The following is a 13,642-nucleotide window of genomic DNA, read 5'->3' on the forward strand; positions in this document are numbered from 1 at the left end:
GGAAGGCAAGTGCCGTCTGGCGTCAGGCCCGGGTCCTGGGGTATCGAATCGAGTAACAGAGAAAGGTCTGGTATGCGGAGGGTGTGACCGTGCATCGGGCACAGTCCGGTTGTGGTAACCGATAATGTGGACATTCTGAAATCCTCTCCCACCCGGCCGGATCACGGCGTCAGTGGTTGTCTTGTTTTTGTAGTTCGGCTTTTGGCCGACATAACGATTTCATCGTCTGCGACCCCTTGTGGGGGCGCGACCAAGTGCCAAACTAGATGCTTTTTCTATAGAGGTCAACGACTATTTTCTAACCAAAAAGTCGGTCTGGTTTCACCCGCGGATATTTGCCAGAGGCGCGGAAATGGCCTGCCTGGCGCTGTACCAACCGGCTTTTTCTGGGGTTTTCCGGACCAGGGAATCGGCGACCACGCCGCGACGGATCAGCAGGCGCAGTGACCGTCCGATGGCGGGAGTGTGACCTGGGTCGCGTTGCCGGGCCGGGGCCAATCGGGGGTTCATCGTGGTGATTGCGGGGCGAACCCGGGGCGCTTCTCAGGTAGACTCCCCGGTCCGTTCAATCTCAGAAGGACTCCCATGGCCGACCTGTCGTTGCTGCAATACGTTTTGATTGGGCTGATCTTCATCTGGAGCGGTTTCGTCCGATCCGGACTGGGGTTTGGTGGTGCGGTCCTGTCGCTGCCGTTTCTGCTGCTGGTGCACAACGATCCGCTGGTGTACCTGCCGCTGATTTCGGTACACCTGCTGGTGTTCTCATCCCTGACCATTGTGATGAACAACCGTAAGCAGGCGGCTACTGCCGAGGCTCCGGCCAGCGCCGGCGGCACCGTGGACTGGGTCTATCTGCGGCGCATCCTGGCCATCATGATTGTGCCAAAGCTGATCGGGGTGTTTGGCTTGATCACCCTGCCGGCGCAGGTGATGAGCGGCATTATCTTTGCCATCGTGTCGGTCTATTCGCTGTCCTACATTTTCAACCGGCCGTTCCGCAGCAACAGCAAGGCCGTCGACACCGTGTTCCTGATGCTGGGAGGCTACATCAGCGGTACATCGCTGATTGGCGCGCCGCTGATCATTGCGGTGGCGGCCCAGCATCTGCCCAAGGAGAAACTGCGGGACACCCTGTTTGCGCTCTGGTTCATCCTGGTCACCATCAAGATGGGGGCATTCGTCTGGGCGGAAGTTGACCTGCAACTGATTCACCACCTCTGGCTGTTGCCCTGCGCCGCCATAGGTCATGTGATTGGCCTGCGGTTTCATGAGCGTATGCTGAAGGCGGAGACGCCGATCTTTTTCCGGGTGCTGGGATCGATTCTGTTGGTGATCAGCTGCGTCGGGTTGTGGAATGGGCTGACCTGACCAGAGATCGGGTAAAAAACGGATATTACCGGATTCACTAACCCGTCGGCGGCTATCGCCAGACAGTCTGAGTATTGGCCGACGGGACAATTTGGCTGTTTTATAATCGGGCTGTGACCGTTCGCGACTCTGCGCGAGGGAGGTGCTGTCATGAAACGGCTTTTCTATGTAGTGGATCGTATTGACGATGTGCAGGACATCTCCGACGACCTGCATGCCCGGGGCATCCGCGATTCCCGCTTCCATATCGTCAGCCGTGATGAGGCTGGTCTGTACACCCACCGTCTGCACCGTGCCAGCATTCTGGATCGCACCGATCTGGCCCGCTTTGTCGAGCGCGGCATGCTGATCGGTCTGGTGTTGGCCCTGTCGTTCATCCTGCCTGCGATGCTGTGGTCGGGCATCCAGTGGCCGACCCTGGCCTGGGTGGCGCTGGCAGCGTTTGCGGTGATGGCGGGCGGCTGGTTGGGAGGCTTCGGCGGCATCTCGTCGGAGAACTACCGGATCCGCCGGTTCCATGGCGAGATTGAGGCCGGCAAGTACCTGGTGATGGTGGATGTGCCCCGCAAGTTTGCGGTGGAAATTGAGCAGGAAATGCTGGAGAACCACCCTGAAGCGGTGCTGAAAGGGGAGGGCAGTAGCGTCAACAACCCCTTCGCCGGCAGCGATGGGCGGGTTCATATCATTTAGGCCAGTTGGCCCCGACAGATGAGCACGCCCGGAGACGGACAGAGACGGACAGCAACTGATAACGCGTGCTGTCGCCGGAAACGATACAAACGAGAAGTAATATCGTTTAGAGTGGCGACTCTGAGTTGATAGCCGTTGAGTCCGTCCCGATGCCCCAGTATGCCCGCTCCGATCTCCAGACCCCGCTGAGCCGCATTGAGCGTGTGCTCGACCATATTCACCGCAATCTGGATCAGCCGCTGTCGGTCCAGGCCCTGGCAGCTCTGGGGGGCTGGTCCCGCTGGCAGTTTCAGCGGGTCTTTGCCGCTCACACCGGGCTGTCGGTGGCCCAGTATGTCCGGGAATTGCGCCTCAGCCGCGCCGCCGAGGCCCTGCTGTCCGGTACCCAGCGACAGCTGGACATTGCCCTGGCCTGCGGCTTTGACTCCGAAATCAGCTTCAGCCGCAGCTTTCGCCAGATGTTCGGGTGCAGCCCCGGACAGTATCGCAAACGTGGCCAGCGTTCCGGCCTGCGCACGCCCATCCACAGTCGTGACCTGCCGTTACCGCCGGAGGAGCTGAACCCGCGGATGCTGCAGATTCGGGTGGAGACCCGACCGGCGTTCGATGTGGTGGGGGTGTGTGGCCAGGTAAGCGGCCTGTTTGCCGACCAGCCGGACTTTGCCACCAAGGTACCCGCGCTCTGGCAGCAGTTGCTGGCCAAGGTCGAACGCCCCAGCGACCGTCCGCTGATTGGCGTCATGGACATTTCCGAAGCGGCGGATTCCGGCGCCAGCTTTCCCTACTGGGCGACTGTGGAAGCGGACGGGCTGGAGCCTCCTCCTCACCTGCCACGGCTGACGGTGCCGGCGCAGGAATACGCCGTGATTCCGTTTCAGGGGCCCTTGGCCGCGCTGGAAAAGACTCTGGAATGGTTTATCCATCACTGGCTGCCGTCGTCAGGTTACCGTGGCCGCTACGGCTTCGATCTGGAGGTGTATCACCCCGAGTTCACCATGGATCAGTCCACCACCCGCATGGAGTATTGGGTGCCGGTGGAGCCCGAGCGTTAATCAGAGGCTTCCTGACACCGATGCATCATGCACCAAATGGTTAAGTCGTGGTTGTCAGAATCTCTAGAATAAGAATGATTGGCATTTGAATTGTCAGCTTTCATGTCTTCATTCAGGAGTATCAGGTAACCCATGATCCCAAGACTTTCCCAACCGCGTTCCCTGCTTTCCCTGGCCATTGGACTGGCCCTGGTTTCCACTGCCCAGGCCGATGAGACTCTCGGGTCCCTGGACGAGCTGACGGTGTATGGAGACACGTATCGCAGCACTGCCACCAAAACCGCGCTGGCGCCGGAGGAAACGCCCCAGAGCATCAGTGTCCTTGACCAGCAGGTCCTGGAGATGCGGGATGCCGATTCTGTGGCCACGGCGCTGCGTTATGCCCCGGGGGTGAACACCGAGCTGCGTGGTGGTGCGGTGGGACGCATCGACCTGTTCAGCATGCGCGGCTTCATCAACTACCAGAACTACTACGACGGCCTGCAACTGCTCTACAACGACTGGAACCTGCAGCCCCAGGTGGACCTGGCGGCGGTGGAGCAGGTCGAGGTGTTCCGTGGACCGACGTCAACCCTGTACGGGGCCATGCCGCCGGGGGGCATGGTTAACCTGATATCCAAGAAACCGTCGACCCGCAGCGATCACCGGATCGAGCTGGCCGGTGGCTCGCGCAACCTGCTGGAAGCCTCTGTGGACAGTGCCGGTCAGTTGGGTGATTCCGATCTGTCCTACCGTCTGGTGGCGCTGACCCGTGGCCGTGATGGTCAGGCCGAAACCTCTGAGGAAGAACGCCACCTGATCGCGCCCTCGGTGGACTGGCAGGTCAGTGAAGATACCCTGGTCAACTTCAACCTGTACTACCAGAAAGACCCGGAGATGGGCATCTATACCAGCCTGCCGGCGTCCACCGTGTTCAAGCCCAACCCCAACGGCCGCCTGCCGACCGACGCCTTCTCCGGGGATGCCAACTGGAACACCTTCGATAAAGAAGTGTTGATGGCAGGGTACAAGATCAATCACAACATCAACGACAACTGGCGCTTTCTGCAGAACTTCCGCTATACCGACGCCGAGGCCTACCAGACCAACACCTACAGCACGGTGCTGGCGGCGGACGCCCGCACCCTGTCCCGGCGTGCCTACCTGACGGATGAGACAACCACCGGATTCACCGTCGACAACCAGTTCTCAGGCCGCTTCCGCACCGGCCCTCTGGAACACAACCTGCTGGTGGGTGTGGACTACATGGAACTGGAGTCCGATGTGCGCTACGAGGATGCCGCAGCGCCGGACATCGACCTGTTCCACCCGGACTACTATCAGATCAATGCGGCCACCATCGACATGACCGGCACTGCCTACAGCTCCGATTTCACCATCGACAAGAAGCAGCTCGGGGTGTACCTGCAGGATCAGGTCCGGCTGGATCGCCTGGTGATGATTGCCGGCGTGCGCTGGGACGATTTTGAAGGCACCGAGAAAGGCCTGAAGTACGGTCAGCGGGTGGATTCCAAACTGGAGCAGGACAATGTATCGGCGCGCGCAGGGGTGCTGTATGAACTTCCTGGCGGTTTTTCACCCTACCTCAATTACGCCGAAAGCTACGAACCCCAGACTGGCTCAGACCGCAATGGCAGGGAGTTCGATCCGTCCACCGGCGAGCAGCTTGAGGCAGGCGTGAAGTACAAGTCGGCGGACGGCCTCCATCAGGTGAACCTGGCGGCGTTCCGGATCGACAAGGAAAACGTGCCCACCCGCGACCCCAACGGCAGCTCCATTGACAAGATTCAGGCCGGTGAGGTGCGTTCCCAGGGCGTTGAGCTGGAAGCGCTGGCGCAGCCCACCGATAACCTGTTGCTGTCGTTGTCCTACACCCTGCAGGATGTGGAAGTCACCGAAGACAACACCGGGCTGGAAGGCAAGACCCCAATCTGGGTGCCGGAGCAGATGGTTTCGGCCTGGGCAGACTACGGTTTCTATGACGGCGCCCTGCGGGGCCTGACCGCCGGCGCCGGCGTGCGTTACATCGGCGAAGCCGAGCTGGATGCGGTCACCAACGAAGGTAAGGTCCCGTCTGCGACGCTGGTGGATGTGGCAATCCGCTACGATCTGGGCATGGCCAGCGCGGCCCTGAAAGGCACATCCCTGGGGCTGTCCGTCAACAACCTGATGGATGAGCGCTATTACAGCTGCTTCGATGCCCTCAACTGCTGGTTTGGTGAGGAGCGCACGGTCGAAGCCAGCGTCGCCTACGCGTTCTGACAGGCGCCCAGCCGGCGCGCCAGGGATGGTGCGCTGTGGTATGGTCAGACAGGTCCCGGCCCGCACCTGCGGGCCGGCCTTCGTCGACTACCTGAGCGCAACGGAGATGCTCCATGAACGTGTTGTTGCTGGGTGCCACCGGGCTCACCGGGCGGCACTGCCTTGAGGGTCTGCTGGCGCTGCCGGAAGTCAGCCGGGTGACCACGGTGACCCGCCAGCCCCTAGATCACCATCACCCGAAACTGAAGGCCGTTGTGGCGGATTTCGAGCACCTGGAATCGGTGGCCAGCCACTTCGAAGTGGATGCCCTGGTCTGTTGCCTGGGAACCACGCTGAAACAGGCCGGCTCGCGGCAACGGTTCCGCCGTGTCGACCACGACTACTGCCTGCACGCCGCCAAACTCGGCCGCGCCCGGGGCGCCAAGGCGTTCCTGCTGATGTCTGCGGTGGGGGCATCCCGCCGTTCACCGGTGTTCTACAACCGCGTCAAGGGCCAGATCCAGGATGCGATTGCCGCCCTGGGCTATCCCCAATTCTCGATCTACCAGCCTGGTCTACTGCTGGGGGAACGTCAGCAGCATCGCCGTGGCGAAGCCGCCCTAGCCACCGTGATGCCGACCCTGAACCGGCTAATGGTCGGCCCGCTGTCGGCTTACCGGGGCATTGAGTCGAGTCGCGTTGCCCAGGCCATGGTCAATGAAGTTCGAGCCCTTGATCCTGCCGCCCTGAAACAGGCCGATCCCCAGGTCGTCATTCGCCGCCACGAGGACGTGCTCGCCCTGGCTTGTGCCGCGCCGCTGGTGGACTGACGCAAGACGGGCCTGGCTTGGTGAGGTACGGGTTTCTACCTATTCGCTTGCGGCGCTGGATTGCATAGCGTGCGATTATGAGCACACTATCGACCCCCTATCAGCTCCAGCCCGACCGGGTCCGCGCTGAATTCCTGCGGCTGCTGCCGATCTCGCTGTTCGTTGTGGCGTTCGGCGCTGCGTTTGGTCTGGCCGCGGTACAGACTGGCCTGACGCCCTTTCAGTCCTCGCTGATGAGCGTGGCGGTGTTTGCCGGCGCATCCCAGTTTGCCGTGCTGGACATGTGGGGGCCGGAGATTGCCGTATTGCCGATGATGGCGGTGGTGTTTGCCATCAATTCCCGTCACCTGTTGATGGGGGCGTCGCTCTACCCGATGCTCAAGCAACTGCCGCCGCTGAAGCGGTACGGCATCCTGCTGTTCCTCACCGATGCCAACTGGGCGGTTGCCGCTCAGGACTATCAGAACGGCAAGCGCAACCTGGAAGTGATTCTTGGCGGCGGCGCGGTGATCTGGCTGGCCTGGCTGGTGGGGACGTTGCTCGGTGTCTACTTCGGTGGGCTGCTGGACGATCCCCAACGCCTGGGGCTCGATATGGTTCTGGGCTGCTTCCTGTTGTCCATGGCCCTTGGCGGCAAAACCTCCCCCCGAATCCTGGTGGCCTGGACCGTGTCTGGTGCCGCGGCCATGGCCGCCTTCTGGTGGCTGCCGCCTCACACCCACGTGGTGGTGGGGGCACTCGCCGGCGGCGCGGTGGGTTATTTCTGGCTGGAGCGGGATGAGTCATGACCATTGAAACCACCACCACCGGCATCCTGGTGGTCATCGCCATCATGAGCCTGGTTACCCTTGCGACCCGCTGGGGCGGGGTGTACCTGATGTCCTATGTGCGGATCAGTCCGCGCATCGAGAGCTTTATCAACACCATGGCCAGTTCGGTGCTGATTGCCATCATCGTACCCATGGCGTTTGAGGGCGACCTGGGCGCCCGGCTGGCGCTGTTCACCACCGCTGTGATCGTGGTGGTGCTGAAAAAGCCGCTACCGGCCATTGCGGCCGGTGTGGCCATGGCGGCACTGACGCGGATGTTCTGGTAGCGCAGCCGCCGGTGCTGGCCCTGGCCCTTTAATCAAAAGCTCCTCAAGTTTACTGGCCATCGGCCGATACGAAGTGCAGTCCTTCGTAGTCCGGAGATCGGCCATGATCAGCAGTAGCCAAGTCAGCTTTTCCCAGAGCCACAGTCGCACCACCTCACAGATGGACGCCAGTCAGTATCGCCTTGCCCGACAGAGCGATGGCGGTGGTGATGGGCCGCGAGAGCTGTTTGCCCGCCGTGACGCCTCCTACCACTACCGTGGTCAGCAACAGGTGGCGTTTTCCGGCAACAGCCAGATCCAGGGCTCCGGGGGCACCCGGGTCATGGCCAACAATCAGGTTATCGAGCGTACCGCCGATGTCATGCTGCAGGGGCGCCAGGCCATTCGGGTCAGCCGCGCGGCGCTGGGCGACAATGTCGGGGTGGGTAGTGGTAACAGTGCCTCGGTAAACGTCACCGCCAGCCGCTATTCCTTCTACTCGATGAATGAAACCCGTTCCTTTGCGGCCAGTGGCAGTATTGAGGTCGACGGCGAGACCATCGATTTCACCCTGTCGCTGCGTCAGCAGCAGAGCCATTCCTACGAGTACTCCGAGAGCCTGCAGATCACCGAGCGCCAGATGACCGATCCGCTGGTGATCAACTTCGGCTCGGCGACCGCCAGTCTGACGGATTCGCTGTTTGAGTTTGATCTCAATGGCGATGGTGAGGACGAGCAACTGGCCACCCTCGGCAGTGGCAGCGGTTACCTGGTGTTCGATCGCAATGGCAACGGCAAGGTGGACGACGGCTCCGAGCTGTTCGGGCCGCAATCCGGCTCCGGCTTTGCCGATCTGGCCCAGTTCGACAGTGATGGCAACCAGTGGCTTGATGCCAACGACGAAGCGTTCAGCTCGCTGCAGGTCTGGGTCCAGACCGCTGGCGGAGGCCAGGAGTTGCGTTCCCTTGAGGAGGTGGGCGTGCGGGCGCTCTACGTGGAAGGTGCCAGCGATCGCTTCACCATGACCAACAGTCAGGGGGTGCCCCTGGGGCAGGTCAAGGCGTCCGGCATCTATCTGACTGATGATGGCGAGGTGCGCACACTGGAGGAGCTGGATCTGATGGATCAGCGTCAGACAGCAACCGCCGGTTCCGATGTGGTGATGAACACGCCTCTTGGGGCGCCAAACGAGGCTGGTACCGGGCTGTCTGATGAGCAGCGTCTGGCCGCCATTCGGGAAGCTCTGGCCAAACTCAACGAAATCCGCGAACAGCAGAAAGAAATGCTGGAACGGGGCGAGGAAGAGGGCGTACTGTCCTTTGAGGAGTACATGAGCGAGATCGACCGAATGAGGCTGGCACTGCTGGCCAGCCAGGCCGAGAAAGAGAAGGCCGCCAACACCTATCGCGACGTGTCAGAACCTGGCTAGGCCGTTGCGTGGGACCTGGCTGCCTGCTTGAGAGCCGCTGGCGGGACGCCTCGCCAGCGCATGAATGCCCGCCGCATACGCTCGGTATCAACAAAGCCGCACTGGCGGGCAACCGCCTTCAGTGATCCATAGCCGCTGGCCAGGGCATTGCTGGCGGCTTCCACCCGCAGCCGTTCCACCGCCCTGGCGGGCGTTTCACCCATTTCCTCCCGAAAGACCCGGGCAAAATGCCGGGCGCTCATGCAGGCCTGGTCCGCCAGTTCCTCCACCGTCAGTGGCCGCTCCAGGTTTCGCCGGATGAAGTCCATCAGGTCGGCAAAGCGCCCCTGCTCCCCACCCAGTTCCAGCAGTTCCGAATGCTGGGTCTGCCCGCCAGGACGGCGGTAATACACTACCAGTTGTCGGGCCACCTGACGGGCGATGGTTTCGCCCAGATCCTCCGCAATCAGCGCCAGCGCCAGGTCAATCCCGGCAGTGATGCCAGCGGAGGTCCATAGCCGGCCCTCGCGCACATAGATCCGGTCCACCTCCAGTTGTACTGCCGGGAACCGGCGCTGGAACTCCGTTGTGCGGCGCCAATGGGTGGTTGCCCGTAGCCCGTCCAGCATGCCCAGGGATGCGAGCAGAAAGGCGCCGGAACACACGCTGGCCAGCCGTCGACAGCTCTGGCCATGGCGGCGCACAAACGCCTGGGTAACCGGGCAGGCCAGCGCCTGATCAATACCTGAGCCACCGCTGATGATCAGGGTGTCAGGGGAGGCCACCGCTTCGAACGACTCAGTGACGACTTCAAGCCCGGCATAGCTGTCCACCGCGCCGCCATCACGACTGACGTGCTGCATCCGGTAACTGCCGGGCGCGAAATGGTTGGCGGCGTCGAAAGCCGCCAGCGGGCCGGTGTGATCAAGGATCTGGAACCCGGGGTACAGCAGGAAAACAAGTGATCGGCTCATGGCAGAATATGCAGGATAGTTGTCATTTATGCCTTAGCCTAGCGTGCGATGCTGTTACCCACAAGATCAGAGGCTCCATAGCGGGAAATCGCAATGCAGAAAACCAATGTGATGCTGCTGGCCCTGTGCCAGGCAGCGGTGATGACCATGACCAGCCTGGTGCTGTCCTCCTCAGCGCTGATCGGCGCGGATCTGGCCTCGGCCCAGTGGGCGACGGTACCACTGGCAGTGCAATACCTGGGGACCATGTTGCTGACCTATCCCATGTCTCGCTGGATGGGCCGCTGGGGGCGGCGACCGGTGTTTGTGATGGGGGCGCTATTGGGAGCCGGTGGTCTGCTGCTGGCGGCGGCCGGCATCCACCAGGGCAGCTTTGCGCTGTTTGTTGTTGCCGGGCTGCTGATTGGCAGCTTTACCGCCGTCGGGCAGTTTTTCCGTTTTGCCGCGGCAGAGGCGGCCCCGCCCGAGAGCCGTTCACGAGCCATTTCACTGACGCTGACCGGCGGCCTGCTGGCGGCTGTGGCGGGGCCCCAACTGGCTCGGTTTACCGCCGATGCCTGGACGCCTACCTTCACCGCCAGCTTCCTTGCCCTGGCACTGGTGGCCCTGCTGGCGGCGGGTCTGGCGAGCCGGCTGCGGCTGTCACCTCTGGCCGCTCACCCGCAATCGGCAGGCAGCGCATCCTGGTCGAAACTGCTTGCGAACCCTCGCCTTGTCTTGGCGATGGCTGCGGGCGTGGTGGGCTACGGTGTGATGAACCTGCTGATGACCGCCACCCCGCTGGCCATGCTTTGTTCCCAGCTCGCGTTTGATGACACCGCCAGCGTGATCCAGTGGCACCTGGTGGCGATGTTTGCGCCATCCTTCTTTACCGGCTGGCTGATCCAGCGTCTGGGCGTCATGGTGGTGATGCTTGCCGGCTGCGGCCTCAACCTGGCCGGCATCGCTGTCAGCCTGGAAGGGGTCAGCTACAGCCACTATCTGGTGGCGCTGATGCTGGTCGGTGGCGGCTGGAATTTCCTCTACATCGGTGCCACCAGCCTGTTGACGGACAGCTGCCCGGAAGCCGAGAAAACCCGGGTACAGGGCCTGAATGACACCCTGGTGTTCCTGGGCTTGACCGTGGCCACTATGGGATCGGGGGCGCTGGTCACCCATCTGGGGTGGGAGGTTGTCAATCTCTGGGCCGCCGTGCCGGTGCTGATGGTGATCGTGGCGATTGTGGTGCTGTGGCTTTGGGAGCAGCGCCGGCCGGGCCTGGCCCGTTCGTCATCCTGAGCTAGCCTGAAGTAGGGTGCCTGAGATTCCGGGGCCCTTAACTTCGTGGCAATCGCAACAGGGAGAGCGTCATGTCCAATCATCATACTTACAAAAAGGTGGAAGTGGTCGGTTCATCGACCGAGAGCATTGACGCCGCCATCGAGAACGCGGTGGGTGAATGCAGCAAGAGCATTCGTAATGTGGAGTGGTTCGAGGTGCAGGAAATCCGTGGCCACGTGGTGGATGGCAAGGTGGGCCACTACCAGGTGGTCATGAAGGTGGGGTTCCGGATCGAAGGCAGCTGACGCTCCTCAGCTGCCGGACCGGGCAATGATGTCGTACCGGGACCCGCCGGCGCCCGGGGTGCTGGCAAACAGGCTGATGCGGTTGACCGGAAACGGCGCTGACCGAAAGTGGGACCAGGCCTCGAGATAGGGTGTAGCCTCTGCGCCTTTGCCCAGTCGGGCGACGGTGACATGGGGACGGAAGGGGCGTGTGTCACGGGCAATACCCAATGGCACCAGGGCATCGGCGAGCCGCTCATGGAGTCGCCGTAGCGGCGATTCCGGTTGAGCGCCCAGCCAGATGGCGCGGTGATGAAAGTGGCCGGCACCGGTCAGGATCAGGTTGAAATGGCCCAGACCGAAAGTCCGTACCAGCCGCTTAATGCCGGCGCAGTCGTTGTCCGGCACATTTCCCAGGAAGTTCAATGTCAGATGCAATTGCTCGTCAGTTTGCCAGCGGGCGTGGGCAAGAGGCATATGGGTGGCGAGCACCTGCGTCTTGATGGCGGCGGGCAGTTCCAGACCGATGAACAGTCGCATAGAGGCACTCCTTCAGTCGGCCGCGCTGTCCTGGCGGAAGGGCAGGGCGGTGCCGGCATCCTGGCGATATTGCCGGACCTGCTCTGCTTCTTCCTCAACAAATCGGGCGATGGCCTCCCGAAACCCTGGGTGAGCAATGCCGTGCCAGGAGTGGGTCAGGGTAGGCTCGAAGCCGCGGATCAGCTTGTGCTCGCCCTGGGCCCCGGCGTCAAACCGCCCGAGTCCACGCTCAATAGCCAGCTCGATTCCCTGGTAGTAGCAGGTTTCAAAGTGCAGGTGCTGGTACTCCTCAAGGCAGCCCCAGTAACGGCCATAAAGTGTGTCGTCGCCGATCAGGAACAGCGCAGCGGCGATCCATTGCCCCTGACGCCGGGCCATCACCAGATGAAGCGACTCAGGCTGTTGCCATTGCAACTCGCGGAAAAAATCCAGGTTCAGATAAGGCCGTTGGCCACGCTTGAAGTAGGTCGCCTGATAGTACCCGTAAAAGGTTTCCAGGGCGTCGGCGGGCATGCGGCCGCCGCTGAAGTGCTCGAAGCTGATCCCCTGCTCCAGCACCTGCCGGCGCTCACGGCGTATGGATTTGCGTTTGCGGGACGTCAGCCGGGCGAGGAAGTCATCAAAGCCGGAGTAACCCCGGTTGTGCCAGTGGAACTGACAGCCAAGGCGGTGCAACTGACCAGCGCCACAGTTCGCATCGGGAACCTCGTTTAGATCGTTGAGCAGTCGCTGGTCAGCGCCGTCCGGGAACAGCAGGTGCCAGGAAGACAGCCCCAGACCTGCCATCAGCTGGTCCAGTGCCTGGTTGATCTGGCCGGGACGGAGCTGATCGCGGAAGCTCGGTTCAAGCAGCAATCTCGGCCCCTGGCATGGCGTGAAGGGCACCGCGACCAGCAGCTTCGGATAGTAACGGAGACCATGTTGGCGGTAGGCATCGGCCCAGGCCCAGTCGAACACATACTCGCCCATGGAATGCCCTTTCAGGTAGGCCGGCGCCACGCCGACCAGCTCGCCGTTGAGGGACAGCTTGAGATGACAGGGCTGCCAGCCGGTGTCGGCGTTGGTGCAGCCACTGCGTTCAAGCGCCGCCAGAAAGCTGTGGCGCAGGAAGGGATGGCGGCCACCGCTAAAGTGGTCCCAGGTGGTCTGGGGAATCGCCAGGATGCTGTCTTCGGTGGTCAGGGAGAGTTCGGGCATGGGGTCCGCTACTGGCCGGGGAACATCGACACCTTACCGCCAAGCGGCCGGTAAGCGAACCCCCTTGCTCTCTTGGTGTTGGCTGTTGGCGTTAGCTCTTGATGCTGCGCCTATCGTTTGACGCCAGGCCCTCAAGCTGGCGCCAGCGGGTTACTGCTCGTCCGAGGCCTCTTGGCAGCGTTCCCGCATGCGGTCCTGTCGCTCAGCCATACGTTCCTGCCACTTGGCTTGCTGTTCATCGCGGATGGTATCCCAGGTTTGCCGTTGTGCTGGTGTGAGTTCCAGGCGCTCGGCCATCTCGGCATGGCGTTCGTTCATGCGTTCCTGGTGTTGCTGCCATCGTTGCTGATGACGTCCTTCCCGTCCGTCCTGGAAGCGTTCACATGTTTCGGCAGAGGGTTTGCCACGAGAGTGATCGCCGTCAGGGCCATGGTGGCCGGCGAACGCCATGGGGCTGGCCAGCAGTGCAGCGGAGCACAGGGCCGGCAGCAGCCAGCGCCGGGATGGGCCGGTGGGACGGCGGGTGCCGGTGGTATGGGGTGTGGTCAATGGCATGGTCGCACTCCTTGAGTATCGTGCTTGCCCGCATTGCTGGCGGGCCGGTGAATGTACGTTGCCAGTTTATGATTGGCGGTGTCAGCTGCCGTCAGCAGGGTGTAAAGGTTGTGCAAAGCCCGATCCGGCGTCAGAGTGCGCCTGGGCGCCATGGTATATTGAGCCGCA

The 13,642-nt window shown here is 62.1% G+C and carries 14 protein-coding genes; 10 read left to right on the top strand and 4 right to left on the bottom strand.

The window, feature by feature from the left end:
- The first annotated feature begins 585 nt into the window (after positions 1–585).
- The 8 genes from J2887_RS06695 (at position 586) to J2887_RS06730 (ending at position 8,685) form a co-directional block, all read left to right on the top strand.
- Positions 586–1,368: a TSUP family transporter gene (locus tag J2887_RS06695; protein ID WP_227175211.1), complete on the top strand. Its 783-nt coding sequence runs from the start codon at positions 586–588 to the stop codon at positions 1,366–1,368.
- A gap of 150 nt (positions 1,369–1,518) precedes the next feature.
- Positions 1,519–2,058 (top strand): hypothetical protein, encoded by a 540-nt coding sequence (locus tag J2887_RS06700; protein WP_227175212.1) that lies wholly within the window; start codon positions 1,519–1,521, stop codon positions 2,056–2,058.
- A 149-nt stretch (positions 2,059–2,207) separates the two neighbouring features.
- Positions 2,208–3,110, top strand: coding sequence for a helix-turn-helix domain-containing protein (locus tag J2887_RS06705; protein ID WP_227175213.1), 903 nt, complete (start codon positions 2,208–2,210; stop codon positions 3,108–3,110).
- Between the two features lie 132 nt (positions 3,111–3,242).
- Positions 3,243–5,372, top strand: a complete 2,130-nt coding sequence (locus J2887_RS06710; RefSeq protein ID WP_227175214.1) for a TonB-dependent siderophore receptor — start codon at positions 3,243–3,245, stop codon at positions 5,370–5,372.
- A 113-nt stretch (positions 5,373–5,485) separates the two neighbouring features.
- Positions 5,486–6,181, top strand: coding sequence for an NAD(P)H-binding protein (locus J2887_RS06715; protein ID WP_227175215.1), 696 nt, complete (start codon positions 5,486–5,488; stop codon positions 6,179–6,181).
- Between the two features lie 77 nt (positions 6,182–6,258).
- A complete protein-coding gene (locus tag J2887_RS06720; protein WP_227175216.1) occupies positions 6,259–6,969 on the top strand; it encodes an AzlC family ABC transporter permease in 711 nt (236 codons plus the stop codon).
- Entirely contained in the window at positions 6,966–7,277 is a 312-nt protein-coding gene (locus J2887_RS06725) for an AzlD family protein (RefSeq protein WP_227175217.1), read from the top strand. The genes J2887_RS06720 and J2887_RS06725 overlap by 4 nt, the downstream gene beginning before the upstream one ends.
- A gap of 103 nt (positions 7,278–7,380) precedes the next feature.
- The gene (locus J2887_RS06730; RefSeq protein ID WP_227175218.1) at positions 7,381–8,685 is read left to right on the top strand and encodes a hypothetical protein; all 1,305 of its coding nucleotides are present in this window, start codon (positions 7,381–7,383) and stop codon (positions 8,683–8,685) included.
- On the opposite strand, the gene J2887_RS06735 is transcribed toward J2887_RS06730, so the two are convergent.
- Positions 8,682–9,638, bottom strand: a complete 957-nt coding sequence (locus J2887_RS06735; protein ID WP_227175219.1) for a GlxA family transcriptional regulator — start codon at positions 9,636–9,638, stop codon at positions 8,682–8,684. The genes J2887_RS06730 and J2887_RS06735 overlap by 4 nt on opposite strands.
- A 93-nt stretch (positions 9,639–9,731) precedes the next feature.
- On the opposite strand from J2887_RS06735, the gene J2887_RS06740 reads away from it, so the two are divergent.
- Positions 9,732–10,916, top strand: a complete 1,185-nt coding sequence (locus J2887_RS06740; protein WP_227175220.1) for an MFS transporter — start codon at positions 9,732–9,734, stop codon at positions 10,914–10,916.
- 71 nt (positions 10,917–10,987) lie between these two features.
- A complete protein-coding gene (locus tag J2887_RS06745; protein ID WP_227175221.1) occupies positions 10,988–11,203 on the top strand; it encodes a dodecin in 216 nt (71 codons plus the stop codon).
- 6 nt (positions 11,204–11,209) lie between these two features.
- Here J2887_RS06745 and thpR read toward each other — a convergent pair whose 3' ends face one another.
- The 3 genes from thpR to J2887_RS06760 form a co-directional block, all read right to left on the bottom strand.
- A complete protein-coding gene (thpR, locus tag J2887_RS06750; protein WP_227175222.1) occupies positions 11,210–11,722 on the bottom strand; it encodes an RNA 2',3'-cyclic phosphodiesterase in 513 nt (170 codons plus the stop codon).
- A gap of 12 nt (positions 11,723–11,734) precedes the next feature.
- Positions 11,735–12,919 carry a GNAT family N-acetyltransferase gene (locus J2887_RS06755; protein WP_227175223.1) on the bottom strand — a complete coding sequence of 395 codons (1,185 nt, stop codon included), beginning with the start codon at positions 12,917–12,919 and terminating at the stop codon, positions 11,735–11,737.
- A gap of 150 nt (positions 12,920–13,069) precedes the next feature.
- Positions 13,070–13,474 carry a Spy/CpxP family protein refolding chaperone gene (locus J2887_RS06760; protein WP_227175224.1) on the bottom strand — a complete coding sequence of 135 codons (405 nt, stop codon included), beginning with the start codon at positions 13,472–13,474 and terminating at the stop codon, positions 13,070–13,072.
- Positions 13,475–13,642 lie beyond the last annotated feature (168 nt).

It is taken from the genome of Marinobacter sp. CA1, from assembly GCF_020546665.1.
Taxonomy (GTDB): domain Bacteria; phylum Pseudomonadota; class Gammaproteobacteria; order Pseudomonadales; family Oleiphilaceae; genus Marinobacter; species Marinobacter xestospongiae.

Excerpts from the sequence above, each read along its gene's own strand:
- J2887_RS06695 (WP_227175211.1), top strand. The coding sequence starts at position 586 with ATGGCCGACCTGTCGTTGCTGCAATACGTTTTGATTGGGCTGATCTTC.
- J2887_RS06700 (WP_227175212.1), top strand. The coding sequence starts at position 1,519 with ATGAAACGGCTTTTCTATGTAGTGGATCGTATTGACGATGTGCAGGAC.
- J2887_RS06705 (WP_227175213.1), top strand. The coding sequence starts at position 2,208 with ATGCCCCAGTATGCCCGCTCCGATCTCCAGACCCCGCTGAGCCGCATT.
- J2887_RS06710 (WP_227175214.1), top strand. The coding sequence starts at position 3,243 with ATGATCCCAAGACTTTCCCAACCGCGTTCCCTGCTTTCCCTGGCCATT.
- J2887_RS06715 (WP_227175215.1), top strand. The coding sequence starts at position 5,486 with ATGAACGTGTTGTTGCTGGGTGCCACCGGGCTCACCGGGCGGCACTGC.
- J2887_RS06720 (WP_227175216.1), top strand. The coding sequence starts at position 6,259 with ATGAGCACACTATCGACCCCCTATCAGCTCCAGCCCGACCGGGTCCGC.
- J2887_RS06725 (WP_227175217.1), top strand. The coding sequence starts at position 6,966 with ATGACCATTGAAACCACCACCACCGGCATCCTGGTGGTCATCGCCATC.
- J2887_RS06730 (WP_227175218.1), top strand. The coding sequence starts at position 7,381 with ATGATCAGCAGTAGCCAAGTCAGCTTTTCCCAGAGCCACAGTCGCACC.
- J2887_RS06735 (WP_227175219.1), bottom strand. The coding sequence starts at position 9,638 with ATGAGCCGATCACTTGTTTTCCTGCTGTACCCCGGGTTCCAGATCCTT.
- J2887_RS06740 (WP_227175220.1), top strand. The coding sequence starts at position 9,732 with ATGCAGAAAACCAATGTGATGCTGCTGGCCCTGTGCCAGGCAGCGGTG.
- J2887_RS06745 (WP_227175221.1), top strand. The coding sequence starts at position 10,988 with ATGTCCAATCATCATACTTACAAAAAGGTGGAAGTGGTCGGTTCATCG.
- thpR (WP_227175222.1), bottom strand. The coding sequence starts at position 11,722 with ATGCGACTGTTCATCGGTCTGGAACTGCCCGCCGCCATCAAGACGCAG.
- J2887_RS06755 (WP_227175223.1), bottom strand. The coding sequence starts at position 12,919 with ATGCCCGAACTCTCCCTGACCACCGAAGACAGCATCCTGGCGATTCCC.
- J2887_RS06760 (WP_227175224.1), bottom strand. The coding sequence starts at position 13,474 with ATGCCATTGACCACACCCCATACCACCGGCACCCGCCGTCCCACCGGC.